Here is a 23,211-nt window from a genome sequence, read left to right as displayed (position 1 = left end):
GGGGGACGCGTTCCGCAGCATCCGTGCGGGTGGGGCAACTCCCTTACGTACGAGGGGTCATGAGGCGCGCAGAACCATCTGCCGGGGAACGGCGTCCAGCGTGCGCACCCGGCCCGGCACGGGCTGCGCGGGCAGGCCGTCGAGGAGGGCGATGCCCAGCGGGGTCACCGAGTGCAGCACGGTGTTGCGGATCCGCCGGGTGGTGATGAGGCCGGTCTCGCGCAGCACCTTGGTGTGCTGGCTCGCGCTGGCCGCCGAGATGCCGAGCCGCTCCGCGAGCTCGCTGGTCGTGCAGGTGGCGCGCAGGACCCGCAGCGCGGCGGCCCTGGTCTGGCCGACCAGCGCCCCGAGCGACTGGGCGGTGTCGTCGGGCGCGTCCCACAGGGTCGCCGCCCGCTGGACGTCCGGCGGCGCGGCGAAGGCGAGGACGAGTTCGCCGCCCTGCTCCTTCGCCCCGATGACCTGGGCGGGCCGGTGGTTGAGGAAGACGGAGGGGACGAGCGCGAGGCCGCGTCCTTCGAGGAAGACGTCCTCGTCGGGGCCGCCGGGGATCTCGAGGACCTGCGCCCGCCAGGTGATCCGGGGGTGCAGGGTGGCCAGCAGGAGCTCCACCCCGCCGCCCATCACCACGCGGCAGCGCGCCTCGCTCTCGGCCTCCAGATAGGCCACCATGCGGTCCCAGTACGGCGCGATCCCCTCGCGCCAGACCTCCGAGAGCCCGGCGGCCTCGTCGCGCTCGATCAGCCGCAGCAGCGCCGCGGGGTCGCTCACCGCGCCGATGCCCCCGGACCTCCCCTGCGGCCGGACGGAAAGACGCTTGGCGACCTGCCGGTACCAGCGCACGTACGGCGGTCCCACGCACCGTCCGAGCAGACCGTAGGCGAAGGCCGTCTCGACGAGCGGCCCCGTGGTCGTCTTCAGCCTGGTTCTGGCTATGTCGGCAGCGGTGAAGTGGATTCTCTGCATGGGTTACTGCCCCCGTTGGTCAGCTGTTCCGCAGGTGATGAGAGTCTCTGAACCGGCTCGGGCTCTGCTGCGAGCGGATATGTCCCGCCCCTGACCAAGGGGCGGGATTTTCAAGGAGCCTCGTGACGAAGAACTCGTACGCGTACGAGAGGAAGCGATCAGGCGGACTGGCCGGTGAGCGTCACGAAGACGTCGTCCAGAGTCGGCCTGCGCAGGGCGAAGTCGACGACTTCCACGCCCTGTTGCCGCAGTGCGGACGCGGCGTTCTCGATGCCGGTCATGCCGTCGCCGAGCGCGATGGAGACGGTGCGCCTCTCCGGGTCCGCGGACGGCTCGTCCGCGGAGCTGCTGCGCAGCGCGGTGACGGCGGTGGCCACGTCGTCCGGGTGTGCCACCACGATCTCGAGACGCTCGTCCCCGACCTTGCGCTTGAGCTCGTCCGGGGTCCCCTCGGCGATGACCCGCCCCGTGTCGACGACGGCGATCCGGTCGGCGAGGGCGTCGGCCTCGTCGAGGTACTGCGTGGTCAGGAGCACGGTGACGCCGTCGGTCACCAGCTCACGGACCGCGTTCCACAGCGCCATCCTGCTCACCGGGTCGAGGCCGGTGGTCGGCTCGTCGAGGAAGAGCACCGAGGGCCTCGTGACCAGGCAGACGGCCAGGTCGAGGCGGCGCCGCATGCCGCCCGAGTAGGTGTGCGCGGGCCGGTCCGCCGCGTGGGTCAGCTCGAACCGGTCGAGCAGCCGCGTCGCGCGCTCCCGCGCCGCGCGCCGGCCCAGGTGCAGCAGCCTGCCGATGAGAACGAGGTTCTCCCGCCCCGTGAGGAGCTCGTCCACCGCCGCGTACTGCCCGGCGAGGCCGATCCGCCTGCGCACCTCGTGCGGCCTGCGCACCACGTCGAACCCGGCCACCTCGGCGCGCCCGCCGTCCGGCTCGGCCAGGGTCGCCAGCATGCGCACGGTGGTCGTCTTGCCCGCCCCGTTGGGGCCGAGCAGGCCGAACACCGTCCCGGCCGGCACCTCCAGGTCGACTCCGCTGAGCGCTTCGTGCTGCTTGTAGCGCTTGCGCAGCCCCTCCGCCTGAATCGCCATGCTCACTGTTGTTCCTCCCGCATCCGGGCGAACCGACGGGAACTCAAGAGGCCTGGGCGCCGGCGGCCTCGCGCAGACTGCGCGGGCGCATGTCGGTCCAGTTCTCCTCGATGAAGGCGAGCGCGGCGTCGCGCGGTCCCTCGTCGAGGGCCACCTGCCAGCCCTGCGGCCGCTGGGCGAACGCGGGCCAAAGGGAGTGCTGGCCTTCGTCGTTCACCAGCACGAGGAACGTTCCGTCCTGGTCGTCAAAAGGGTTCGACACGTCGCGCGCTCCGATGTCCGAGTCGTATGGGGTTCGGGCCCCTGGCCCGAACCCCATGCTCCCGGCGCCCGCTGACACGGCGCTGACTGTCGGCCTGCCTGTCAGTCGACGCTGCGCAGGAGGCTCTCGACGGACTTGACCCTGTCGTGCAATTCGGCCAACTGCCCCTGCAGGGCGACCTGGTTGGCAACCGCCTCCTCGGCGAGCCTGCGGTACTCGGCCATGGCCACGGCGTCGGCGCGGTGGCGCTGCAGTCTGAAGTACGCGGCCACACTCGCCGTGATGCCGCCGACGGCGATCAGAACGATGGCAATGGCGATGACAGCGCCGGTCATGTGCGCTTCCCCTTCAGGTTCATTGAGTTACTGCGTACCCGTGGATTCGGCGGCTGCGTCCACGGCCTCGGTCGCCCTGCGGTCCTGTTCTGCGGCCTCAAGGATCGTCTCCACGTTCAGGCGCAGGTCGAAGGGCGCCAGCTCGAAGTACTTCAGTGCCTTGCCCTCCGCGGAGAGCTCCAGGTGCCCCTCGACGAGGCCGGCCTTCTCCAGGCGCTCCAGGTGCATGTAGAGCAGCGGCCGGGACATCTTCAGACGGCGGGCCAGTTCACTGACGTACATCCGGCCGTCGGCGAGCTCGGTGATGACCCGCAGACGCTGGGCGTGACCCACGGCAGCCAGGAAGGCCAGAAGCTCCTCGCTGGTCATGGCTCACCTCTGCCGTCCTGGGGGGGTACCTGTCAGCTGAAGCTTTCTCATGCAATATACGCTTGTCAAGCCACCGGAGCCAGGGCCTTGCCCTCCACCGGCCCGCGCGCCCACGGGGGTGCGGAAAACCGCACCCCGGCTCGACGGCAACCCCCATACCGCTACTGACCTGCGCTTTCTAGCGTTGCTTCCATGGACCTCATGACGCTCGCCCTCCCCAAGGAGCCCGCCGACGGCATCGCGGGCTGGGCCGCCGACCTCGTGGACACGCTGGGCGGTCCCGGCGCCGGGCTCGCCATCGCCCTGGAGAACCTCTTCCCGCCGCTGCCCAGCGAGGTGATCCTGCCGCTCACCGGTTTCGCCGCGGGGCAGGGCGTGATCAGCCTGTTCTCCGCGCTCTTGTGGACCACGCTCGGCTCGGTGGTCGGCGCGGCCGCCCTCTACTGGATCGGCGTGCTTTTCGGGCGCGAGCGCATGCACGCGCTGTGGGCGAAGCTGCCGCTGGTCAAGATCTCCGACCTGGAGCGCACCGAGGCGTGGTTCGCCAAGCACGGCACCAAGGCCGTCCTCCTGGGCCGGATGGTGCCGATCTTCCGCAGCCTGATCTCCGTGCCCGCCGGCGTGGAGCGCATGCGGCTGCCGGTCTTCCTCGCCCTGACCACGCTGGGCAGCCTGGTCTGGAACTCGGTGCTCGTCATGGCCGGTTACTGGCTCGGGGACCAGTGGGACGCGGTCGAGACATACGTGGGTCTGCTCTCCAAGGTCGTCCTGGTCCTGGCCCTCGCGGGCGTCGCGGCGTACGTGGTGGTCCGCGTGCGCTCCCGTAACCGGCCCGAGGTCGGTGCCGGGGCCCGGCACCGCCGCGTCGACTAGGGGTCGACTAATGTCGGACGACGTGAAGGAGCCCGTGGCCGCCCCGTTCGTGCTGAGGGTCACCGGTGTGCTCGTCGGCTGTCTCACCGCCGTGCTCGGGCTGATCTACTTCGTCGTCGCCGGCGCGGCGCTCGGCGCCTTCCTGCTCTGGCCGCGCACCCGCTCCCGCGCCCACGCGCTGCTCGCCTCGGGGGCGCGCAGGCTCACCGCCCTGGAGCGGCGGCGCAGGTCGCTCTTCTTCCACGACACGTTCCCCGACCACCGCGCCTCCGACCAGCAGATCCTGCGCTACCTCGCGCTCCGTACGTACTCGGGACTGCTGTGCGCCGTGGTGGTCGGCCTGGTCGACTTCGGTGCCGTGCTCGCCGGGATCTTCGCCGTCTCGCTCGTCGACACCTCCATGACCTGGGTGGACCTGCTCAGCCAGATCGTGCTCGGCGGCACCCTGCTCTTCCTGGCCGTGCAGGGCCTTCGCGCGCTGACCGACCAGGACGCCCGGCTCGCCCGCGAGTGCTTCGGCCCCTCCGAGCGCGAGCTGCTCCAGCGGCGCATCGACGAGCTGGCCACCAGCCGGGCGGCGGTGGTCCAGGCCGTGGACGTGGAGCGCCGCAGGGTCGAGCGCGATCTGCACGACGGCGTCCAGCAGCGGCTCGTCGCGCTCGCCATGCTGCTCGGCCGGGCCCGCCGCGGCCGCACCCCCGAGCGGGCCGACGCCCTCCTGGAGCAGGCTCACAAGGAGGCCCAGGAAGTCCTCACCGAACTGCGCGAGGTGGCCTGGCGGGTCTACCCCACCGCCCTCGACAGCCTGGGCCTGCGCGAGGCACTCGGCGGGGTGTCGGAGCGGTGCGCGGTGCCGGTCCGCATGGAGTACGACGTCCCGGACCCGCTGCCCTCGGCCGTCGAGACCGCCGCCTACTTCGTGGTCTCCGAGGCCGTGAACAACGCCGCCAAGCACTCATCCGCCGACGAGGTCTTCGTGCGGGTGCGCAGGGACGGGGCCTCGCTCTCCGTCCTCGTACGCGACACCGGCGTCGGTGGCGCCGACCCCGCGGGCAGCGGACTGACCGGGCTGCGCAGCCGGGTCGCCGCGCTCGACGGCACACTGCAGGTCGACAGCCCCCTCGGGGGACCCACCACCATCACCGCGGAGCTGCCGTGCGCGTAATCCTGGCCGAGGACTCGACCCTGCTGCGGGAGGGCCTTGTCCGGCTGCTCGCCGAGGAGGGCCACGAGGTCCTCGCCGCCGTGGGCGACGCCGACGCGCTGCTCGCCGAGGTCGAAGCGCACACCCCGGACGTCGTCGTCACCGACATCCGGATGCCCCCGGACCACACCGACGAGGGCCTGCGGGCCGCGGTGAAGATCCGTGAGACGCGCCCCGAGATCGGAGTGGTCGTCCTGTCGCAGTACGTGGAGCGCAACTACGCGGCGCAGCTGCTCACGTCGAGCGCCGAGCGGGTCGGCTATCTCCTCAAGGACCGGGTCGCGCAGGTCGAGGAGTTCCTCGACGCGCTGGAGCGGGTCCATGCCGGAGGCGCCGCCATCGACCCCGAAGTCGTACGGCAGTTGCTGATCCGCACCACGCACGTCGACCCGCTGACGCGCCTCACGCCCCGGGAGCGCACCGTCCTGGAGGCGCTGGCCGAGGGGCACACGAACGCGGCCATCGGGCAGAAGCTGCACATCTCGCTGAGCGCGGTCGAGAAGAACCTCAACGCGATCTTCGACAAGCTCGGCCTGTCCCGCACCACCGGATACAGCCGCCGGGTGCTCGCGGTGCTGCGGTACCTGGAGTCCTGAGGCGCCGTCCTGTCCGCCGCGGGATATCCCTCGCACCGGTGAGGACGGCGCCGGGCGGACGCCGTGATACTGGCACGGCTCTCCTGTCCCGAGGAGCCGCCGTATGCCTGCACTGTCCCGGAGCCCCCTGTCCCGGAGCCCCCTGTCCCGGCCCGGACATTCCCGGCCCGGACATTCCCGGACCGGCCTTTCGCGGACCGGCCTTTCGCGGACCGGCCTTTCGCGGACCGCCGCGCGGCTGCGCGCCGCCCCGCCGTACGCGGTCGACACGGCCCTTGCCGCCCTCGTCCTGCTCGCCGTCTCCCTGCAGTTCCTCTTCCCCGAGGAGGGCGGCGACGCCCTGTCCCTGCCGGGGTTCCTGCTCGCCGCGGGGACGGCGGTGCCGCTGGTGTGGCGGCGCCGCGCGCCCTTCCTCGTGGCCTGCCTGGTCGCCTGCTTCACACCCGCCATGGCGCTGTACCACCGGCCGCCGCCGGACATCGTGTACGGCGGTCTCGTCGCCCTCTACACGGTGGCCGCCCTGACGAAGCCGTGGCAGCGGCGGATCATGCTGGCCGGATGGCTCATCGGCACGACGGTCACCATGGCGTTCCACGAGCGCGCGGAGCCCTACGAGTACCCCTTCCACCTGCTGAGCCTCGTCAGCGCGTACGCACTGGGGAGCCTGGCCCGCGTGCAGCGCAAGTACACCGCGGCCCTGGAGGACCGGGCCCGGCGCCTGGAGCGGGAGCGGGCGAGCGAGACCGCGCGGGCCGTGGCCCTCGAACGGGCCACCATCGCACGGGACATGCACGACATCCTCGCCCACGCGGTGAGCCTGATGGTGGTACAGGCGGAGGCCGGGCCCGTGGTCGTGCGCAGCGATCCGCCGCGCGCGGAGGCCGCGTTCGACGCCATCGCCGCCGCGGGCCGCGACGCGATGGCGCAGCTGCGCCGCATCCTGGGGGTGCTCAAGGAGCCGCGGGGCGGCGGCGAGAGGGGACCGCAGCCCACCCTCGGCGCCCTCGCGGGACTGGTCGAACAGGTCCGACTGGCGGGCGTGGAGGCCGAGTTGACGGTGGAAGGACTGCCGCGCGCGCTCAGCCCGGACGCCGAGGTCGCGGCGTACCGCATCGCCCAGGAGGCGCTGACGAACACGGTGAAGCACGCGAGGGCCACCCGCGTCCGCGTGCAACTCGCCTGGTCTGCCGCCGAGTTGACGGTGACCGTGACGGACGACGGGCGCGGCCCCACCGGGAGTGCGGGCGGCGGGCACGGCCTCATCGGCGTCCACGAACGGGCCACGGCCTGCGGGGGCCGCGCGGAGGCAGGCCCCGCACCGGACGGAGGATTCCGTGTCGTGGCGCGGCTGCCCACGGCATCCTTGGGGGATGAGCATCCGGGTGGTGGTCGCCGACGATCAGGAGCTGGTGCGCAGCGGCTTCTCCATGATCCTGGACGCGCAGCCGGACATCGAGGTGGTCGCGGAGGCGGGTGACGGCGCCCAGGCGGTCGCCGCGGTCCGCGAACACGCCCCGGACGTCATCCTGTTGGACATCCGCATGCCCGGCATGGACGGCATCGAGGCGGCGCGCAGGGTCTGCGCCCAGTCCAGCTGCCGGGTCGTCATGCTGACCACCTTCGACCTGGACGAGTACGTGTACGAGGCGCTGTACGCGGGAGCGAGCGGCTTCCTGCTCAAGGACGTCCGCAGGGACGACCTGGTGCACGCGGTGCGGGTCGTCGCGGCCGGCGAGTCACTGCTCGCGCCGACCGTGACGCGGCGCCTGGTCGCGGACATCGTGCGGCGCGGGCAGAGCCTGCGGGGCACGGGAGCGGGCGCCGGGGGCGCGCGGCCCTCCGCACGCCTCACCGTGCTCACCGCCCGCGAGGAGGAGACACTGCGCCTGCTCGCCCGCGGCCTGACGAACGCGGAGATCGCGACGGCGTTCGTGGTCAGCGAGCACACCGTGAAGACCCATGTGAGCAACGTGCTCTCGAAGCTGGGGCTGCGGGACCGCGTACAGGCGGTGATCTGCGCGTACGAAACGGGCCTCGTCATCGCGGGCGAGCCGGACGACGGCTGAGCCTGCCTTCGCGGGTGGCCTTGCCTTCGTGGGGCCTTGCCTTCGTGGGGCCTTGCCTTCGTGGGGCCTTGCCACCGTGGGGTCCTCCCCACCACGGGCGGGCCCTCCCACCACGGGGCCTCCCCACCACGGGCGGGCCCTCCCACCACGGGTCCTCCCCCTCGCAGGAGAGCGGCACGGCGCCCGGACGCTCTCGGTGAGCGGACGGACGACGACCGAGCCCCCTCACCGCGGCAGGGACTCCCGCCGCGCCGGGCGAGCGACGCCACTCAGGCGGCCTTCGGCAGGCCCCGCCTCCCTCCGCAGGTGGGCCTTCCCTTCGCGGCTGTGCCTCCCTCCGCAGGCGGGCTTTCCCTCCGCAGGCGGGCTCTCCCTCCGCAGGCGGGCTCTCCCTGCGCGGGAGAGCCCACGGCGTCGGGGCGTCCGCCGCGCCGGGGCTGCGGCGCCGCTCCGGTGGCAGGGCCGTCTCCCTCGCGCGAGTGAGGCCTCGTCCCCGCGAGGGAGGCCGCAAGACCGCTCCGCGCGGCGATCCGGCGGCGGCGCTCCGGGACGACTCTGAGTCACGTATCCCGAAAACCGCCAAGGAGCCGTCATGCTCGCCACCTTCGCCAGGACGGCGACCCGCCGCCCGCTCACCGTGATCGCCGTCTGGATCTGCCTGCTCGTCCTCGGACTCGGCTTCGGCACCCGGGTCTTCGGGGACCTGACCTCGACGGTGGAGGACGTGCCGGGCAGCGAGTCGGTCGTCGCGGACGAACTCCTCGACGACCTCGACCCGTCCGGCGCCTCCATCACCGCGGTCGTCTCCACCGACGGCGGCGTCGACCGGCCGAGGCTGCGCGCCGAGGTCGACCGCGCCGTCGCCGCGGTGCGCGCGCTGCCCGGCGTCGCCGAGGTCCCCCACCCGTACGACAGGCACGGCCTTGTCGCCGAGGACAGCCGGGCGCTCCTCATCCCCGTCACCCTCAAGGGCGGCCTCGACGACGACGCCGAGGACGACACGGTCGGCGACGCGGCCGACCTGATCCGGGAGATCGACGCCGCCGACGTGGCGGTGAGCGGCGGCCCGCTGCTCGGCGAGCAGATGGGCACGCGGGCCCAGGAGGACGTGGCGAAGGCCGAGTTGATCACCCTGCCCGCCGTCCTGATCGTGCTGCTCCTGATCTTCGGCGGCCTTCGCGCGGCCGGACTCCCGCTGCTCGTCACCGTCAGCGGCGTCGCCGGGGCGTTCCTCATCCTCTACGGCTTCAGCCTGTTCACCGACATCTCCGTCTACGCCGTCCAGATCGTCACGATGCTGGGGCTCGGACTCGCCGTGGACTACGCCCTGTTGATGGTGGTCCGCTTCCGCGAGGAGCGCGCGCACACCCAGGACGTGGCGGCGGCCGTGCACGCCACCGTCGCCCGCGCCGGGCGCACCGTCCTGTTCTCCGGCCTCACCGTGGCCATCAGCCTGTCCGGGCTCATCTGGTTCTCCAGCCCGTTCCTGCGCAGTATGGGCCTCGCGGCCGGGGCCGTGGTGGTCGTCGACATGCTGGCGGCGCTGACACTGCTGCCGGCGCTGCTCGCCCGCTTCGGCGGGAAGATCTCCGCCAGGTCCCGGCTGCGCAAGGCCGCCCCTGCCGCCCCTGCCGTCCCTGCCGGGCGTGAGGGCGAGTTCTTCGCCCGCCTCGCCCGCTTCTCCGCCGCCCGCCCCCTCGCCGTACTCGTCCTCGTCGGATCCGCGCTCGTCCTGCTCGCCGTCCCCGCCTTCGGGATGCGGATCACCATCGGAGACGCCCGCCAGCTGCCCCACGACACCGAGGCACGGCAGCTCTACGACACCGTGCGCGAGCACTATCCGCCCGAGGTCGACACCAGCCCCGTCGGCGTCCTCATCAGGCCCGGCGCCCCCGCCGACTGCGAGCGCAAGATCCGCGCCCTGCCCGGCATCGCCGCCGCCGAACGCCAACGGCTCTCCGACGGCACGGTCCTGCTCGAACTCACACCGAAGGGCTCCGTCGACGGCCCGACCGCGACCGGTCTGGTCGAGCGGATCCGCGAGCTGCGCGGCGACGAGCCGGTCCGGGTCACCGGCAACGCCGCCCGCCTCGTCGACTTCCGCTCGATGCTCGCCGACCGCGCCCCGTGGGCCGTACTGACCGTCCTCGTCGGCCTGTTCGGGCTGCTCTTCGCCTTCACCGGATCCGTCCTGATCCCGCTGCGCACCCTCGTCACCACCCTGCTCAGCCTGGGCGCCGCGCTCGGCGTCGTCACCTGGGTCTTCCAGGACGGGCACGGGGCCTCGCTGCTCGGCGGCGAGGGGCTCGGCTCGCTGAGCCTGACCGCGCCGCCGCTGATCATCGCCATCGCGTTCGGACTCGCCATGGATTACGAGCTGTTCATCCTGTCCCGGATGCGGGAGAGCTGGGTGGAGACCGGCGACCACCGCACCGCCGTCGTCGAGGGCCTGCGCCGCTCCGGCCGCGTGGTCAGCTGTGCGGCGCTGCTCCTGGCCATCGTCTTCGCCGGGTTCATGACCGGCGGCTTCTCACCGATCCTGCAGATCGGTCTCGGCCTGACCCTGGCCGTCCTCATCGACGCCACCGTGGTGCGGATGTTCCTCGTCCCGGCGACCATGACGCTGCTGGGCCGCCGGGCCTGGTGGGCACCGGGCCCGATGCGGCGCTTCCACCGGCGGTACGGGATAAGGGAGTTCACCCCGACAACCCCAACTGCGGCCGCTCCTACGACAGAACGACCCCGTCCATGACCAGCGCCGCCGCGAGTCCCGCGGCGAGGAGCCAGGTGCCGAGCCTGGTCCGGCCGCGGCGGCTCAGCTCGATGACCCCGCCGCAGAGGATCAGCAGCAGTCCGTAGACCCCGACGACCAGGACGGAGGAACGGCTCGCCAGACGCAGCGCGAGGACCACCGCCGCCGCGGCCATCAGCAACGAGGCCGCGGCGATGCGGGCGCGTCGGGCGCGGGCGGCGGGGGTGGGGCCGGGCAGGGCGGTGGCTTCCGCCGTGACATCCGCCGTGACATCCGCGGTGACTTCGGGCTGGTCTGACGTGCTCATGAACGTGGATCGTAATCGTTCGTACGGGCGTCGGGCCGCACTTGCGTTCACTCCCCACGGATCCCTCACGCCCGCAGACGGGCTCGGTTCCCTCAGGCCCTCAGACAGGCGAGGACCGCGAGCACTCTGCGGTGCGTGCCGTCCGCCGGGGGCAGGTCCAGCTTCCCGAGGATGTTGCCGATGTGCTTGCCCACCGCCGTGTCGGAGACGACCAGTTCCCCGGCGATCGCCGCGTTCGACTTCCCCTCCGCGACCCGCGTGAGTCCCTCGACGAACTGCTCGACCTGGCCGACGCGGTCCTTGAGCAGATGGCCGACGCCGGTGCCGTCCCCGATGTCCAGGAGCTCGGCGGCGTAGGACCGTTGGACGTACTGGCTGAGCACGAGGACCGGCAGCGTCGGCCGCCGCTCCCTGAGCGCGACCGCCGCCCGCAGCCCCTTCTGCTCCTACGCCCGCAAATCCACTGCGGGGTGAACGGGCGGGTGGGTGGGAGACATCCGCCGCGGAGCGGCGGGCCAGGAGATACCCCCGAGCAACCAACCAACGTCACACGTCCAGTAACGCCTCACGCCCCCGCACCCGATACTGCGCAACCAGCGACACCACATCAGCCGCCGTAAGACGGCGATACTCCGCATCCCCCGGCGGCCGCCACCACACCAACCCCCCGCAGCGAAACCCGACCCGCCGCAACTCACTCCGCGCCACCTTGTTCGTCGCGGTCACCGGCATCCGCTCCACCACCCGCACGAACCGAGGCGCCATCTTCGTCCCCAAGTCCCCCTGCGCCAGCAGGAACTCGGAGAAGGACAGCGGATCGAAAGAAGAACCCCGCGGCGGCGCAACCGCCGCCATCACCTGATCCCCCGCCACCGGATCCGGCACCGCGTACACAGCGACCGCCTCGGCCCCCTCATACCGCGCAAGAATCCCCTCGATCACCGCGGCCGCCAGATTCTCGCTGTCCACCCGCAACCGATCATCCGTACGCCCGGCGAAGTACAGGAACCCGTTACCGTCCCGGTAGAAGAGATCCCCCGTCCAGTACCACCCACCCCGCACCCGCTCCGCCTGCGCCTGCTCGTTCCGCCAGTACCCCTCGAAGGGATTCGGCCCCCGGTTCACCAACTCCCCTATCGCCGCGGACCCGTTCAGCAGCCTCCCGTCCGCCGCGAACCGCGCAGCCTCGCACTCCCGCCGCGTCCCGGGATCGACCACCGCGAGGTCGTCCCCCGGCGCCGCCCGCCCGATCGCCCCGGCAGGCGTCCCCGGCGTCCGCTGAATCGCCGCCCCGCCCTCGGACGACCCGTACCCCTCGACGAGCCGCACCCCGAACCGCTCCTCGAACCGCGCCGCGTCCACCGCCCCCGCCTCGGTCCCGAACCCGACCCGCAGCGGGTTCTCCCGGTCGTCGGCGCCTTCCGGCGTCGCCAGGATGTACTGCACCGCCCGCCCGACGTACGTGAAGTACGTGGCCCCGAAGTCCCGTACGTCGGAAAGGAACGACGACGCCGAGAAGCGGGCCCGCAGCGCCACCCCCGCCCCCGCGGCCAGCGCCGGCGCCCAGTCGGCGATCACCGCGTTGCCGTGGAACATCGGCATGCAGATGTAGTGCGTGTCCGAGGCCCTGACCCCGAAGTGCTCGACCAGCGAGGCACCCGCCGCGGCCAGTCGGCCCTGGCTGCAGATCGCCGCCTTGGGCGCGCCCGTCGAACCGGACGTGAAGTAGAGCAGCATCCGGCTCTTCGGCCCGGCCCCCCGCGCGATCTCCGGCTTCGCGTCGGCGTAGGGCGCGAGCAGCTCCTCGTACGCGTCCGTGTCGGTCACCAGGATGCGTACGGAGGGGAGTTCGAGCCCGTCGAGCAGCGGCAGATGCGCCCGCTCGGTCACCAGGACCCGGCAGTCGGTGTGCAGGATGTCGCGGGCGAGTTCGGCGCCGCGCCGCGTCGGATTGATGCCCGCCACCGCCGCGCCCGCGAGCGCCGCCGCGCTCAACCACATCGGATATTCAGGGGTGTTGTCGAGCAGGACGCCGACATGCGGCTCGCCCCGGCGGGGCAGCAGGTCCGCGAGCAGCGCCGCCCTGGCCGCCGCGCCCGCCGTCACCCGGTGGTGGCTCAGCTCCCCTCCGGCGTGGCGCAGCCCGGTGCGGTGGTCGCCCCACCGCGCCTGTACGAGTTCCGCGACCGTCGTGTTCCCGGTGCTCTTCATGGCCGCGCACGATAATTGACAGCCCGTCAGATGTGGAGGGCGAGGGCGGCGGAAGGACGGGAGGGCCGAGGTCTCGCCTCACGGCATGTCACTGAACACGTCGTCCCCGAAGAAGTCGTTCGCCGAGACCATGAAGTACACGCAGAAGATCAGCATCAGGCCGAAGAAGCAGAGCAGCCCGATGGTGCTCGCCGCCATCGTGAAGGGACGCGGCGCGTGGGCCGTCGCCGCCTCGGGGCGCCGGTCCGTGTAGTGCACGGTGACGATGTCGCCCTCGACGGTCGTCGCGGGTCCGTTCTCCTCCTCGAAGCGGACGGCACGGCCCTCACGGGTGGTGAATTCGTAGACGTGGTGCAGCGTGGTGGACACGTGATTGCTGTCGCCGTGGCCGCTGGTCGTCGTGTACGTCCGCAGACAGCGCGCCTCGGCCGTGAGACCGCTGCTCCAGGCACTGCTCACCTCGGCGGAACGCTTGATCACCTTGACCGCCATGAGGATCACCACGACGGCGATGAACCCCGGCACGACGTAGAACATGAACTCCATGAGAATCCCCCGATATTCGATTCGGCCCGCGAGGCCGCCCGCACGGCTCATGCACACGGCTCCGCGCACGCCGTGAGGTCGTGCACGGCGTGCGCAGAACCTACCCGTGGGGTGTGGGGAAGTTCCTCAAGCATTGCTCAGAACTGACGAGGGGGTATCAGAACTGGACGTCCGAGCAGGCGTAGAACGCGTTGGCCGTGTCCGCGACCGTCCAGACCGCGACGATCACATGGTGCCCACTGCGGCCACCGGGGATCGTGCCGCTGTGCGACAGCGTCGCGGGCGGCTGCTGGCTGTTGTACGGGACACTGAGGAACGGCGTGGTGTCCAGGGCCGCCCTGGTCACCGGCTTGCTCTCGTCCCAACCCTGCTTGGTGATGTAGTACTTGAAGTCCGTGGTGCGGTGCCGCGCGGTGAACTGCCAGCGGAAGGTGTAGTTCTGACCACCGCTCACCTTCGTCGTCGGCCAGGCCCCGCCACCTGGCGTCTTTGGCGAGTTGAGCTGGTCGAAGCCGGCTATGCCCGCCGAACAGATCTTGCCGTCCGCCGGCCCCGCGGCGGGGAAGCCCTTGAGGCCCTCGACGCTCTGCGGCTCGTACTGGATCGAACCGCAGCCGGTCACCACACCCTTGGCACAGTTGATCTGCCGGCTGGCCGGCAGGTCGGTGTAGCCGTGGCTGCTCGCACCGCCGGCGGAGAGTGCGAACGCGCCGGCCGTGCCGAGGCCGACCAGGGCCGCGTACATCTTCTTGTTTCGCATGTGCCGCTCCTGCTCCTGCTGAACGTGGGGAGTTCCGTGGGACGTGCGCGCACTGCGGTCTAGACCAAGTTCAGATTATTGCCGTTAGTTGAACATGTCCATACCAATCGTGGAGAGGATCCGTCCGCATCGCTCACGGGACGTCGCGACGAGTTCACCGTTGGGGTCGTCGTTCGTAGCGACCCAGTCCGCGGCCTCTTCCGGCGACCTGCCGCCCGCCAACTGCCGCTCCACCAGTCGCTGTTGACGTACCTCTCCAGGTGAGTCGAGGTACCAGCACTCCCCCATGAGGTCGTACGCCGTGCGCCAGCCGGGCAGATCGCAGGCGAGGTAGTTGCCCTCCGTGATCACGAGCCGGGCGGTGGGCGCCACGAGGTGACGGGCGGCGATCGGCTCGTGGAGCGTGCGGTCGTAGTCGGGTGCGTAGATGTCGTGCGCCGGGTCGTCGAGCACCCGGCGCAGCAGCGCGACATAGCCCGCGACGTCGAAGCTCGGCTCCGAACCCTTGCGGTGGGTGAGGCCGAGGCGGGCCAACTGGGCGTTGGACAGGTGGAATCCGTCCAACGGCAGATACGCGGCGCCCTCGCCGAGCCGCTCGCCCAGGGCCCGCGCGAGCGTCGACTTGCCCGTGCCCGGCGGGCCCGCGATGCCGAGGACGGCGCGCGGGACGCCCGCCGTCAGCTTCCAGGCGTCGGCGGCGAGGGCGGCGAGGCCCCGCGTCCCACCGGCGCTCAGCCCATCGGCGCTCGGCCCATCGGCGTTCCGCTCATCGGTGTTCTCCATGGCCCGTATAGAACGCCACCGTCAGGTCCTTCACCAAGGCCTTGCGCTCGTAGTCGTCCAGCTCCACAAGGCCCCGGGTGGTCAGGCGCGTCACCGTGTCCTCGACGGAGTCGACCACCGAGGTCAGGACGGTGTCGCGGTGCCGTGCGTCGAGCGCTGCGACCCGGCGGCGCTGCATCACGGCGGCGACCTCGGGGGCGTACTCGATGCGGGTCGGCTGGGCCGAGAAGACCTCGACGCCGACCGCCTCCGCGTCGGCGGCGAGCGCCCGGGTCAGCGCGGCGCCGACGGCCTCGGCGTCGCGCAGGGTGGGGGCGTCGTCGTGGAAGGCGTCGGCGGGCAGCCGCGAGAGCACCCGGGCCGTGGTCGCCTCCACGCACTCCCGCAGATACTCCTGGTGGTCCTCGACCGCGAGCGTCGCCCGCGCGGTGTCCTTCACCCGCCACACGACGAGGACGACGACGCGCAGCGCGACCCCGCACCGGTCCACGGCGGGCATCGGCTCACTCCTCCAATGCCGCAGCCGTACGTCGACGCGACGGCGCAGCAGCAGCGGGTTCACCCAGAGCAGGCCGGTACGGCGGACGGTGCCCCGGTAGCGGCCGAAGAGGCTGAGCACCCAGGCGCGGCCGACCCTGCCGCGGGCCAGGCCGCCGAACCCGAAGAGGCCGAGCGTCCCCGACCCGGCGAGCGAGGCCCACTGCGCGGCGCCGAGCCCGGCGCCGCCGTACCCGGGCAGCCCCGCCGCGCGCACCGCGGGCTCGGGCAGCACCCCCGCCCACCACAGCGAGAGCGCGCACCCGGCGACGCCCGCGCACCCGCCGAGCACCCCGGCGATCCCGGGCAGTACCCGCGCCCGCCGCTCCACGAGCGCGGGGTCGACGTCGGGCACGGCCCGCACCACCGGCTCGGCGACCACGGCGGCGGGCTGCGGCGCGGGCCGCCGAGCCGCGGCCCGGGGCTGCTCCCCGGTCCCCTGCCTGCGCCGCACCACGGCGGGCGACAGCGGAACCCCGGTCGCGTCGTCCGGGTCGTCGCGGAAGAGAAGGTGGACGGGGATCTCGGTGGTGGCCTCGCTCTGAATCACCCGAGCCGTCCGCGCACCCCCGGCCTCGGGCGCCCCGTCGGACTGCGGTGACTGTGGCTGTGAAGCTGCCGTCGCACTCATCCGTGCCTCCGCGTCATTAGTGCCTCGATCCCATCCGTGCCTGAGTCACACCCGTGACCGGGTCTCACACGCGGCTCCCCTTGAGCGGAGCTCATGCGCACCCCGCTCACCGGAACAACCGCCGCCACGTCTCCGGCCCCGGAAAGCCGTCTGCCGCCGCTCCCCGCCAGCCCTGGGCGCGCTGGAACGCCTCCACGTTGCGGCGGTCGCTCTCCGCCCAGTGCGGGCCAGGGCCCCGGGCGTAGTGCTTGCCGAAGCCCTTCTTCAGGAGCTGTCTGCCGAGCTGCTCGATCGCCGTGTGCGACTGGCCGGGGCGGAAGACACCGCGGCCCGGATACGCGGGGGCGCCCGCGCTGTCGCCCGTCGGGCCACCTGCCGGGTCACCTGCCGGACCGCCGCCCGCGCCCGCCGCGGGGATGTTCCGCCCCTTCCCCTTCATCAGGTACGACCACGTCGTCGGCCCCGGCAGCCCGTCCGCGTCCTTGCCCCGCCAGCCCTGCGCCCGCTGGAACGCCCTGGTCGCCCCGCGGTCCGCCTCGCTCCAGCGCGGCCCCGGACCCGACCGGTAGAAGCGCTTGCCGCCGCGCGCCACCAGCGCCTTGCCCAGCTGCGTCACATGACTGTTGTTCGCCCCGGGACCGAAGGACCCCGCCCCCGGATACCTGGTCGCCGAGGACCCCGAACCCGATCCCGAGCCCAATCCCGATCCCGTGGCGGAGCCCCCGGGAGTGCCGCCCGTCACCCCCTTGTAGCGATAGGCCAGATAGCGGTCCCCATAGGACCAGTACGCATAGGGCGTGGCCTGTTTCCGGGCGTGCGGGCGGGCCTGTTCGTACGCGATGTAATGCGTGCGCGTGTAGTCCGTCCATCCCCCGAAAATCGTCACGTGCGAGCCCTTCGTGGGGTTCGCCGGATTGTGGAAGAGAAGAATGTCCCCGGGCTGCAACTGATCCCGGGAAATACGCACCGCGTACTTGTCGAGGCTCCCCGTCCATTCATTGCCGCTCAGGTTCCACGCCATCGAGACAAAGCCGGAGCAGTCCTGCCGGTAGCCGTCGGACCAGTACCTCTCCATGCTGTACGGCACCTTCGCCGCGACCCACTTCTTGGCCCGGTTGATGATCGCCGCCCGGGTGGTCGACCGATAGGCCGCGGCCGTGGCCCCCGCCGCCGGGCTCCCGGAGGAACCGTGCAGCGCACTCTTACCGCCCTGCGGAGTGTCCGGCTCGTCACCCGCAGGCCCCGCACCCGGCCGCGCCGGATGGTCCCCCACCTCGACGGATGCCGCGGCGGGCAGCGCCTGCCCGCCGAGCACCGTGCCGGCCGCCGCCGCGAGGACCAGGACCCGGCGCGCGCCGTGCGCCGCCGGGTGGCCCCCGAGCCGCAGCGGAAGCGCGTGTGCCGTCGTGCGGCGCCAGTGAATACAGCCGGGGCAGTCGCAGTCGCTCTCGGGGTCGAATTCCTCGAATACCGGAGCGTCCTCCATGCGATTCCCCTCACACCCCAGAAAAGAATGTCCGCGCATCTGCACGTCCGTCAGTTTCTCAACTGTCCCGGGATACCGCATGTTGACGGTCCGAATGATGGATCGCCCCCGTCGGGCGGTGCCCGCTCCCGGACCCCCCGTCCGCCCCGTCGCGCGCCCCCGACCGCCGGACGGCCCCCGGCTGGTCAGGAGCACCCCCGGACGTCCGGTAGAGTTATCCAGGTCAGCAGGCGCCGCTAGCTCAGTTGGTTAGAGCAGCTGACTCTTAATCAGCGGGTCCGGGGTTCGAGTCCCTGGCGGCGCACAGACAGCGAAAGCCCTCCGCTTCGGCGGGGGGCTTTCGTCGTGCCCGCCCGCACTCCCCTGCCGCTACCGTTGCGCCATGGCGCGCGACATCCAGGAGCGGATCAAGAAGCTCATCATCGACCAGCGGCTGCCCTCCGGGGCCTCCCTCCCCACCGAGCCCGAGCTGATGGAGCTCCTCGGCGTCAGCAGGAACTCGGTGCGCGAGGCGCTCAAGGCGCTCCAGGCCATGGGGATCGTCGAGATCCGGCACGGCTTCGGCACCTACGTCGGCCCGATGTCGATGGCGCCGATGATCGAGGGCCTCACCTTTCGCACCGTCGCCGGGCACTACCGCGGCGAGGACAGCCTGCTCCAGCTCCTGGAGCTGCGGGAGGCCGTGGAGACCGGCCTGATCGCGCGTCTCGCGGGTCGTATACCGGCGGCCGACCTGGCCGAACTCGACGCCCTGGTCGACCGGATGGACACCGAGGCGACGTCCCCGGACGGCGAGGTGCGCGCCGAGACCGACCGGGCGTTCCACACCACGCTCTACCGCTGCCTGGGGAACCAGCTGCTCGGTGAGGTCCTCGAGGCGTTCTGGGACGCCTTCCACCGGGTCCGCACGGATCTGGTGGACGTACCGCAGGATCCCAGGGTCACCTGCCGCCAGCACCGGGAGATCCTCGACGCCGTGAAGTCGGGCGACGTGGTCCGGGCGGAGCGAGCCATACGGGAACACTTCGGTAACATCCGCACGCGTCTGACCTCGCCCACCTCAGTGGTTGCCTCAAATCGCTCGTATGACCGGTAAACACCTTGTATCGCCCTTGCGATCATGCTGTGCGGCGTAGAACCCTGTCCTGGAGCCATTGGCTCTCATGAGGCGGACGATACGGGGCAGTTGGGGGCCCGTCCGGTCCGCGGCGGGGCAGGGACGGGGGTCCCGTTCATGAAGCGATGCCGAGGGGGGCATCATGCAACCGGAAGGTCGTCGTTCTATGTCTAAGGGGACGGTGGCCTGCCACTGATGCGCTCGTGACGGTCTGCAGGGGGACCCGACCGGGCGGAAGGACCAACGAACGCGCGGGCGACCGCGCGCGGGGGGATGACTCATGACGTCGACGCCGACGGGCGCGCGGCACAACGACCCGTCACAGACGACCCAACTGCGGGTGCCGTCGCACAGGACGGGGGGTTTCCGGCGGATCAAGAAGACGCTGCCTCGGTACGACTACGAGCACTACAGCCGTCTCGCCGGGCCGCTGACCCAGCCCGACCCGAGCAAGCCGTACAAGGTCCAGTACCGCTCGCTGCTCTCCCAGGAGCCGCACCGCATCCGGGCCGCGCTGATGCTGGGCGCGGCCCCGCTGCTCTCCCTGGTCCTCCTTGCCTGGCTCCTGCAGCCCGAGCACTGGACCGAGCGGGACTACGTGGCCAACGAATGGCTGCCGGTGCTCGACGTCGTCATGCTCGTCTCGATCGGCCTGATCGAGTTCTTCCGTTGCATGAACGTGCTCTCCAACGCCCATGCGACGCTCGTCGCCCGCGACCCGATACCGGTGGTGCCCGAAACCGGCACCAGAGTCGCCTTCCTCACCTCGTTCGTGCCCGGCAAGGAGCCGATCGAGATGGTGACGAAGACCCTGGAGGCCGCGGTCAAGATCCGTCACCGCGGTCCGATGCATGTCTGGCTCCTCGACGAGGGTGACGACCCGGAGGTCAAGGAGGTCTGCCGGCGGCTCGGCGTGCACCACTTCTCCCGCAAGGGCGTCGCGAAGTGGAACATGGCGAAGGGCCCGCACCGCGCCAAGACCAAGCACGGCAACTACAACGCCTGGCTGGACGCGCACGGCGACGATTACGACTACTTCGCATCGGTGGACACCGACCACGTCCCCATGCCGAACTACCTGGAGCGGATGCTCGGCTTCTTCCGCGACGAGAACGTCGGCTTCGTCATCGGCCCGCAGGTCTACGGCAATTACGACAATTTCGTCACCAAGGCCGCCGAGTCGCAGCAGTTCCTCTTCCACGCGCTGATCCAGCGCGCCGGCAACGCCTACGGCGCCCCGATGTTCGTCGGCACCTCCAACGCCGTACGCATCAAGGCACTGAAGCAGATCGGCGGTCTGTACGACTCGATCACCGAGGACATGGCGACGGGCTTCGAGATCCACCGCGCCACCAACCCGGGGACCGGCAAGAAGTGGAAGTCCGTCTACACGCCTGACGTGCTCGCGGTGGGCGAGGGCCCCAACGCCTGGACCGACTTCTTCACGCAGCAACTGCGCTGGTCCCGGGGGACGTACGAGACGATCCTCAAGCAGTTCTGGAAGGCGCCCTTCTCGCTGCCGCCCGGCCGTCTCTTCAACTACACGATGATGGTCATCTTCTACCCGATGTCCGCCATGAACTGGATCCTGGCCGCGCTGAGTTGTGCGCTGTTCCTGGGCCTCGGCGCATCCGGCGTGAACATCGACCCGACCATCTGGCTGATGCTGTACGGCAACGCATCGGCGCTGCAGATCGGGCTCTACATCTGGAACCGCAGGCACAACGTCTCCCCGCACGAGCCCGAGGGCTCCGGCGGTGTGGCGGGCATGGTGATGTCGGCGCTCTCCGCGCCGGTCTACGCCCGCTCGCTGATGGACGCCGCCCTGCGCCGCAAGAGCAAGTTCGTGGTGACCCCCAAGGGCGATTCGGCCAGCCCCGACACGCTGTTCGGGACCTTCCGGATCCACCTGTTCTTCATTCTGGTCTTCGGCGCCTCGATGGCGGCCTCCTTCGTGTACGGGCACTCCCACCCCGCGATGATCACCTGGGCCACCTTCGCCCTGCTGATCACGGCGGCGCCCATCTTCGCGTGGCGCTGGGGCATGCGCCAGGACAAGAAGAAGGCCAAGTCGGCGGTGGAATCCGGTACTTCCGCACCGCCACCGGGAGCGGAGACGATGGTCCCGCAGCAGCGTGACGCCACGGCACCGCTGCCGCAGGCCCAACCGGCCCCGCCGGGCGGGCACTCCGCCCCGCACGCGCCGCAGCAGAAGCCCAGCTGGGCAGCGCCCGACCAGACCATGCAGATTTCCCTTGGGGGACGTAAGAAATGAAAGACCGTTCCAGCCGCCGCCGCGCCCGTCGCATCGCGATAGGCGCGGCGGTCGTCCTTGCGCTGGCAGGGATGAACGGACCGTGGCTCTGGCGCGTGGGCTCGGAGAAGTACCACGACTACAAGATCAACAAGCCGGAGTACAAGGCGGACAACGGCCACTGGGAGGTCATCGACTTCCCCGAGGAGTACCGCCAGAACACGATCCACGCCGCTCTCCTGCACACCGGCAAGGTCCTGCTGGTCGCGGGGTCCGGCAACAACCAGAAGAACTTCGACAAGAAGAAGTTCGACACCCGGCTGTGGGATCCGGTCAAGAACACCATCAAGAAGATCCCGACGCCCACCGACCTGTTCTGCACGGGCCACACCCAGCTGGGCAACGGCAATCTGCTGATCGCGGGCGGCACCCAGCGCTACGAGAAGCTGAAGGGCGACATCACCAAGGCCGGCGGCCTGATGATCGTCCACAACGAGGACCCGGACGAGCCGAAGACGATCCCTGCGGGCACGAAGTTCACCGGCAAGAAGAACGGCAAGACGTTCGTCTCCCAGGACAACGTCCTGGTCGAGAAGGCGAAGAAGGTCTTCGACAAGCAGACGGGCGAGTTCCTGCGCACCGAGCCCGGCCTCGGCAGGGTCTATGTGGAGGCGGCCAGGAGCGGCGCCAAGTACGAGACGGGCACCCAGGACAACTACCGCATCCAGGGCCTGAAGGGCTCCGACACCCGCAACGTCTACGGCATGGCGCAGAAGCTCGCCCTGGACAAGAAGGACTTCCAGGGGATCAAGGACACCTTCGAGTTCGACCCGATCGCCGAGCGGTACATCAAGGTCGACCCGATGAACGAGGCGCGCTGGTACCCCACGCTGACCACGCTCACGGACGGCAAGATCCTCTCCACCTCGGGCCTCGACGAGATCGGCCAGCTGGTCCCGGGCAAGAACGAGGTGTACGACCCCAAGACCAAGAAGTGGACGTACACCAAGGGGATCCGGCAGTTCCCGACCTACCCGGCGATCTTCCAGATGGCCGACGGCAAGCTCTTCTACTCCGGTTCCAACGCGGGGTACGGCCCCGACGACGTCGGCCGCAAGCCCGGCATCTGGGACCTGAAGACCAACAAGTGGCAGGGCATCCCCGGCCTGAGCGACCAGAAGCTCATGGAGACCTCAGGCACGGTCGAACTGCCGCCCGCCCAGGACCAGAAGTACATGGTGGTCGGCGGCGGCGGTGTCGGCGAGTCCAAGGAGTCCAGCAAGAAGACCCGCATCGTCGACCTGAAGGCGGACGCCCCGAAGTTCGTGGACGGCCCCGAACTGGAGAAGGGCACGCGCTACCCGCAGATCTCGACGCTGCCGGACGACACCGTGCTGATCTCCGGCGGCTCCGAGGACTACCGCGGGCGCAGCGACTCCAACATCCACCAGGCGCGGATCTACGACGCCAAGACGGGCGAGATGCGGCGCGTGGCCGACCCCGAGGTGGGCCGCAACTACCACTCGGGTTCGATCCTGCTGCCCGACGGCCGCGTGATGTTCTTCGGCTCCGACTCGCTCTACGCCGACAAGGCCAACACGAAGCCGGGCGAGTTCGAGCAGCGCATCGAGATCTACACGCCGCCGTACCTCTACCACGGCTCGCAGCCGAGCCTCGACAAGGGGCCGAAGACGATCCGGCGGGGCGAGTCGGGCACGTTCCCGACGAAGCATGCCTCGTCCATCAAGACGGCCCGTCTCATCAAGCCGAGTGCGTCGACGCATGTGACGGACATCGACCAGACGTCGATCGCCCTCGACCTGACGAAGTCGAAGGACTCGGTCACGGTGACGGTGCCGAAGAACCGCAGCATGGTCGAATCGGGCTGGTACATGCTGTTCGTGACGGACGATCAGGGCACGCCGAGCAAGGCCCAGTGGGTCCACGTGCCGTAGCCCTGTAGGGGCGCGGGGAACTGCGCGAGCAAGCACAGAAAAGCCGCAGTCGCATCTGCCGAGTGAAGAGGCCTAATCGCAAGCGGGGTTTGTGTGGGTGTGCGCGCCGG

General features: G+C 70.8%; 21 protein-coding genes, 1 tRNA gene and 1 pseudogene. 10 read left to right on the top strand and 13 right to left on the bottom strand.

The genetic code is table 11. The annotated features are described in order from the left end of the window. Positions 1-57: 57 nt before the first annotated feature. The 5 genes from AB0B50_RS31165 to AB0B50_RS31145 all read right to left on the bottom strand — a co-directional run bounded on the left by AB0B50_RS31165 (position 58) and on the right by AB0B50_RS31145 (position 3,023). Positions 58-966, bottom strand: a complete 909-nt coding sequence (locus AB0B50_RS31165; RefSeq protein WP_362339137.1) for a winged helix-turn-helix domain-containing protein — start codon at positions 964-966, stop codon at positions 58-60. 158 nt (positions 967-1,124) lie between these two features. Beyond that, on the bottom strand, positions 1,125-2,057 hold the full coding sequence (locus AB0B50_RS31160) for an ATP-binding cassette domain-containing protein (protein WP_362339136.1): 933 nt from the start codon (positions 2,055-2,057) through the stop codon (positions 1,125-1,127). A gap of 43 nt (positions 2,058-2,100) precedes the next feature. Next, on the bottom strand, positions 2,101-2,319 hold the full coding sequence (locus AB0B50_RS31155; RefSeq protein WP_362339135.1) for an MbtH family protein: 219 nt from the start codon (positions 2,317-2,319) through the stop codon (positions 2,101-2,103). A 101-nt stretch (positions 2,320-2,420) separates the two neighbouring features. After that, a complete protein-coding gene (locus AB0B50_RS31150; RefSeq protein ID WP_362339134.1) occupies positions 2,421-2,654 on the bottom strand; it encodes a hypothetical protein in 234 nt (77 codons plus the stop codon). Positions 2,655-2,681: 27 nt separating this feature from the next. Next, a complete protein-coding gene (locus tag AB0B50_RS31145) occupies positions 2,682-3,023 on the bottom strand; it encodes a winged helix-turn-helix domain-containing protein (protein WP_362339133.1) in 342 nt (113 codons plus the stop codon). A gap of 192 nt (positions 3,024-3,215) precedes the next feature. Here AB0B50_RS31145 and AB0B50_RS31140 point away from each other — a divergent pair, with 192 nt between their 5' ends. The 6 genes from AB0B50_RS31140 (at position 3,216) to AB0B50_RS31115 (ending at position 10,514) form a co-directional block, all read left to right on the top strand. Further along, complete coding sequence (locus AB0B50_RS31140) at positions 3,216-3,896, top strand: DedA family protein (protein WP_362339132.1); 681 nt, start codon at positions 3,216-3,218, stop codon at positions 3,894-3,896. Positions 3,897-3,906: 10 nt separating this feature from the next. Further along, on the top strand, positions 3,907-5,061 hold the full coding sequence (locus AB0B50_RS31135; protein WP_362339131.1) for a sensor histidine kinase: 1,155 nt from the start codon (positions 3,907-3,909) through the stop codon (positions 5,059-5,061). Further along, positions 5,052-5,696, top strand: coding sequence for a response regulator transcription factor (locus AB0B50_RS31130; protein ID WP_362339130.1), 645 nt, complete (start codon positions 5,052-5,054; stop codon positions 5,694-5,696). Before AB0B50_RS31135 ends, AB0B50_RS31130 begins: the two co-directional genes overlap by 10 nt. 103 nt (positions 5,697-5,799) lie before the next feature. Then, on the top strand, positions 5,800-7,173 hold the full coding sequence (locus AB0B50_RS31125) for a sensor histidine kinase (protein WP_362339129.1): 1,374 nt from the start codon (positions 5,800-5,802) through the stop codon (positions 7,171-7,173). Beyond that, positions 7,067-7,762 carry a response regulator transcription factor gene (locus tag AB0B50_RS31120; RefSeq protein ID WP_362339128.1) on the top strand — a complete coding sequence of 232 codons (696 nt, stop codon included), beginning with the start codon at positions 7,067-7,069 and terminating at the stop codon, positions 7,760-7,762. Before AB0B50_RS31125 ends, AB0B50_RS31120 begins: the two co-directional genes overlap by 107 nt. Positions 7,763-8,354: 592 nt before the next feature. Next, entirely contained in the window at positions 8,355-10,514 is a 2,160-nt protein-coding gene (locus AB0B50_RS31115; RefSeq protein WP_362339127.1) for an MMPL family transporter, read from the top strand. Here the strand turns inward: AB0B50_RS31115 and AB0B50_RS31110 are convergent. The 8 genes and pseudogenes from AB0B50_RS31110 to AB0B50_RS31075 all read right to left on the bottom strand — a co-directional run bounded on the left by AB0B50_RS31110 (position 10,489) and on the right by AB0B50_RS31075 (position 17,775). After that, positions 10,489-10,821: a hypothetical protein gene (locus tag AB0B50_RS31110; protein WP_362339126.1), complete on the bottom strand. Its 333-nt coding sequence runs from the start codon at positions 10,819-10,821 to the stop codon at positions 10,489-10,491. The genes AB0B50_RS31115 and AB0B50_RS31110 overlap by 26 nt on opposite strands. Positions 10,822-10,913: 92 nt before the next feature. Continuing rightward, positions 10,914-11,261: pseudogene (locus AB0B50_RS31105) on the bottom strand (LuxR C-terminal-related transcriptional regulator); the annotation flags it as partial. Between the two features lie 106 nt (positions 11,262-11,367). Further along, entirely contained in the window at positions 11,368-13,032 is a 1,665-nt protein-coding gene (locus tag AB0B50_RS31100) for an AMP-binding protein (protein WP_362339125.1), read from the bottom strand. A gap of 78 nt (positions 13,033-13,110) precedes the next feature. Then, the gene (locus tag AB0B50_RS31095) at positions 13,111-13,629 is read right to left on the bottom strand and encodes a DUF3592 domain-containing protein (protein ID WP_362339124.1); all 519 of its coding nucleotides are present in this window, start codon (positions 13,627-13,629) and stop codon (positions 13,111-13,113) included. A 106-nt stretch (positions 13,630-13,735) separates the two neighbouring features. Beyond that, positions 13,736-14,338, bottom strand: coding sequence for a lytic polysaccharide monooxygenase (locus AB0B50_RS31090; RefSeq protein WP_362339123.1), 603 nt, complete (start codon positions 14,336-14,338; stop codon positions 13,736-13,738). Between the two features lie 84 nt (positions 14,339-14,422). Continuing rightward, complete coding sequence (locus tag AB0B50_RS31085; protein ID WP_362339122.1) at positions 14,423-15,121, bottom strand: nucleoside/nucleotide kinase family protein; 699 nt, start codon at positions 15,119-15,121, stop codon at positions 14,423-14,425. Beyond that, a complete protein-coding gene (locus AB0B50_RS31080; RefSeq protein WP_362339121.1) occupies positions 15,105-16,289 on the bottom strand; it encodes an SPFH domain-containing protein in 1,185 nt (394 codons plus the stop codon). Before AB0B50_RS31080 ends, AB0B50_RS31085 begins: the two co-directional genes overlap by 17 nt. Positions 16,290-16,395: 106 nt before the next feature. Next, positions 16,396-17,775, bottom strand: coding sequence for a peptidoglycan-binding protein (locus tag AB0B50_RS31075; RefSeq protein ID WP_362339120.1), 1,380 nt, complete (start codon positions 17,773-17,775; stop codon positions 16,396-16,398). 230 nt (positions 17,776-18,005) lie between these two features. Between AB0B50_RS31075 and AB0B50_RS31070 the strand changes: the two genes are divergently transcribed. From AB0B50_RS31070 to AB0B50_RS31055, 4 genes are all read left to right on the top strand, one after another. Next, positions 18,006-18,079, top strand: a tRNA-Lys gene (locus AB0B50_RS31070). Positions 18,080-18,157: 78 nt separating this feature from the next. Beyond that, on the top strand, positions 18,158-18,871 hold the full coding sequence (locus AB0B50_RS31065; protein ID WP_362339119.1) for a FadR/GntR family transcriptional regulator: 714 nt from the start codon (positions 18,158-18,160) through the stop codon (positions 18,869-18,871). A 301-nt stretch (positions 18,872-19,172) separates the two neighbouring features. Then, a complete protein-coding gene (locus tag AB0B50_RS31060; protein ID WP_362339118.1) occupies positions 19,173-21,167 on the top strand; it encodes a glycosyltransferase family 2 protein in 1,995 nt (664 codons plus the stop codon). Then, a complete protein-coding gene (locus AB0B50_RS31055) occupies positions 21,164-23,101 on the top strand; it encodes a kelch motif-containing protein (protein WP_362339117.1) in 1,938 nt (645 codons plus the stop codon). Before AB0B50_RS31060 ends, AB0B50_RS31055 begins: the two co-directional genes overlap by 4 nt. Positions 23,102-23,211 lie beyond the last annotated feature (110 nt).

Source organism: Streptomyces sp. NPDC041068, from assembly GCF_040647455.1.
In the GTDB taxonomy this organism is placed as follows: Bacteria; Actinomycetota; Actinomycetes; order Streptomycetales; family Streptomycetaceae; genus Streptomyces.
The sequence above is the reverse complement of the archived record's forward strand: the minus strand, read 5'-3'. Positions and strand labels throughout refer to the sequence as shown.

Excerpts from the sequence above, each read along its gene's own strand:
- AB0B50_RS31160 (WP_362339136.1), bottom strand. The coding sequence starts at position 2,057 with ATGGCGATTCAGGCGGAGGGGCTGCGCAAGCGCTACAAGCAGCACGAA.
- AB0B50_RS31120 (WP_362339128.1), top strand. The coding sequence starts at position 7,067 with ATGAGCATCCGGGTGGTGGTCGCCGACGATCAGGAGCTGGTGCGCAGC.
- AB0B50_RS31100 (WP_362339125.1), bottom strand. The coding sequence starts at position 13,032 with ATGAAGAGCACCGGGAACACGACGGTCGCGGAACTCGTACAGGCGCGG.
- AB0B50_RS31075 (WP_362339120.1), bottom strand. The coding sequence starts at position 17,775 with ATGGAGGACGCTCCGGTATTCGAGGAATTCGACCCCGAGAGCGACTGC.
- AB0B50_RS31095 (WP_362339124.1), bottom strand. The coding sequence starts at position 13,629 with ATGAGCCGTGCGGGCGGCCTCGCGGGCCGAATCGAATATCGGGGGATT.
- AB0B50_RS31135 (WP_362339131.1), top strand. The coding sequence starts at position 3,907 with ATGTCGGACGACGTGAAGGAGCCCGTGGCCGCCCCGTTCGTGCTGAGG.
- AB0B50_RS31085 (WP_362339122.1), bottom strand. The coding sequence starts at position 15,121 with ATGGAGAACACCGATGAGCGGAACGCCGATGGGCCGAGCGCCGATGGG.
- AB0B50_RS31110 (WP_362339126.1), bottom strand. The coding sequence starts at position 10,821 with ATGAGCACGTCAGACCAGCCCGAAGTCACCGCGGATGTCACGGCGGAT.
- AB0B50_RS31145 (WP_362339133.1), bottom strand. The coding sequence starts at position 3,023 with ATGACCAGCGAGGAGCTTCTGGCCTTCCTGGCTGCCGTGGGTCACGCC.
- AB0B50_RS31165 (WP_362339137.1), bottom strand. The coding sequence starts at position 966 with ATGCAGAGAATCCACTTCACCGCTGCCGACATAGCCAGAACCAGGCTG.
- AB0B50_RS31065 (WP_362339119.1), top strand. The coding sequence starts at position 18,158 with ATGGCGCGCGACATCCAGGAGCGGATCAAGAAGCTCATCATCGACCAG.
- AB0B50_RS31055 (WP_362339117.1), top strand. The coding sequence starts at position 21,164 with ATGAAAGACCGTTCCAGCCGCCGCCGCGCCCGTCGCATCGCGATAGGC.
- AB0B50_RS31125 (WP_362339129.1), top strand. The coding sequence starts at position 5,800 with ATGCCTGCACTGTCCCGGAGCCCCCTGTCCCGGAGCCCCCTGTCCCGG.
- AB0B50_RS31115 (WP_362339127.1), top strand. The coding sequence starts at position 8,355 with ATGCTCGCCACCTTCGCCAGGACGGCGACCCGCCGCCCGCTCACCGTG.
- AB0B50_RS31090 (WP_362339123.1), bottom strand. The coding sequence starts at position 14,338 with ATGCGAAACAAGAAGATGTACGCGGCCCTGGTCGGCCTCGGCACGGCC.
- AB0B50_RS31080 (WP_362339121.1), bottom strand. The coding sequence starts at position 16,289 with ATGAGTGCGACGGCAGCTTCACAGCCACAGTCACCGCAGTCCGACGGG.
- AB0B50_RS31060 (WP_362339118.1), top strand. The coding sequence starts at position 19,173 with ATGACGTCGACGCCGACGGGCGCGCGGCACAACGACCCGTCACAGACG.
- AB0B50_RS31150 (WP_362339134.1), bottom strand. The coding sequence starts at position 2,654 with ATGACCGGCGCTGTCATCGCCATTGCCATCGTTCTGATCGCCGTCGGC.
- AB0B50_RS31140 (WP_362339132.1), top strand. The coding sequence starts at position 3,216 with ATGGACCTCATGACGCTCGCCCTCCCCAAGGAGCCCGCCGACGGCATC.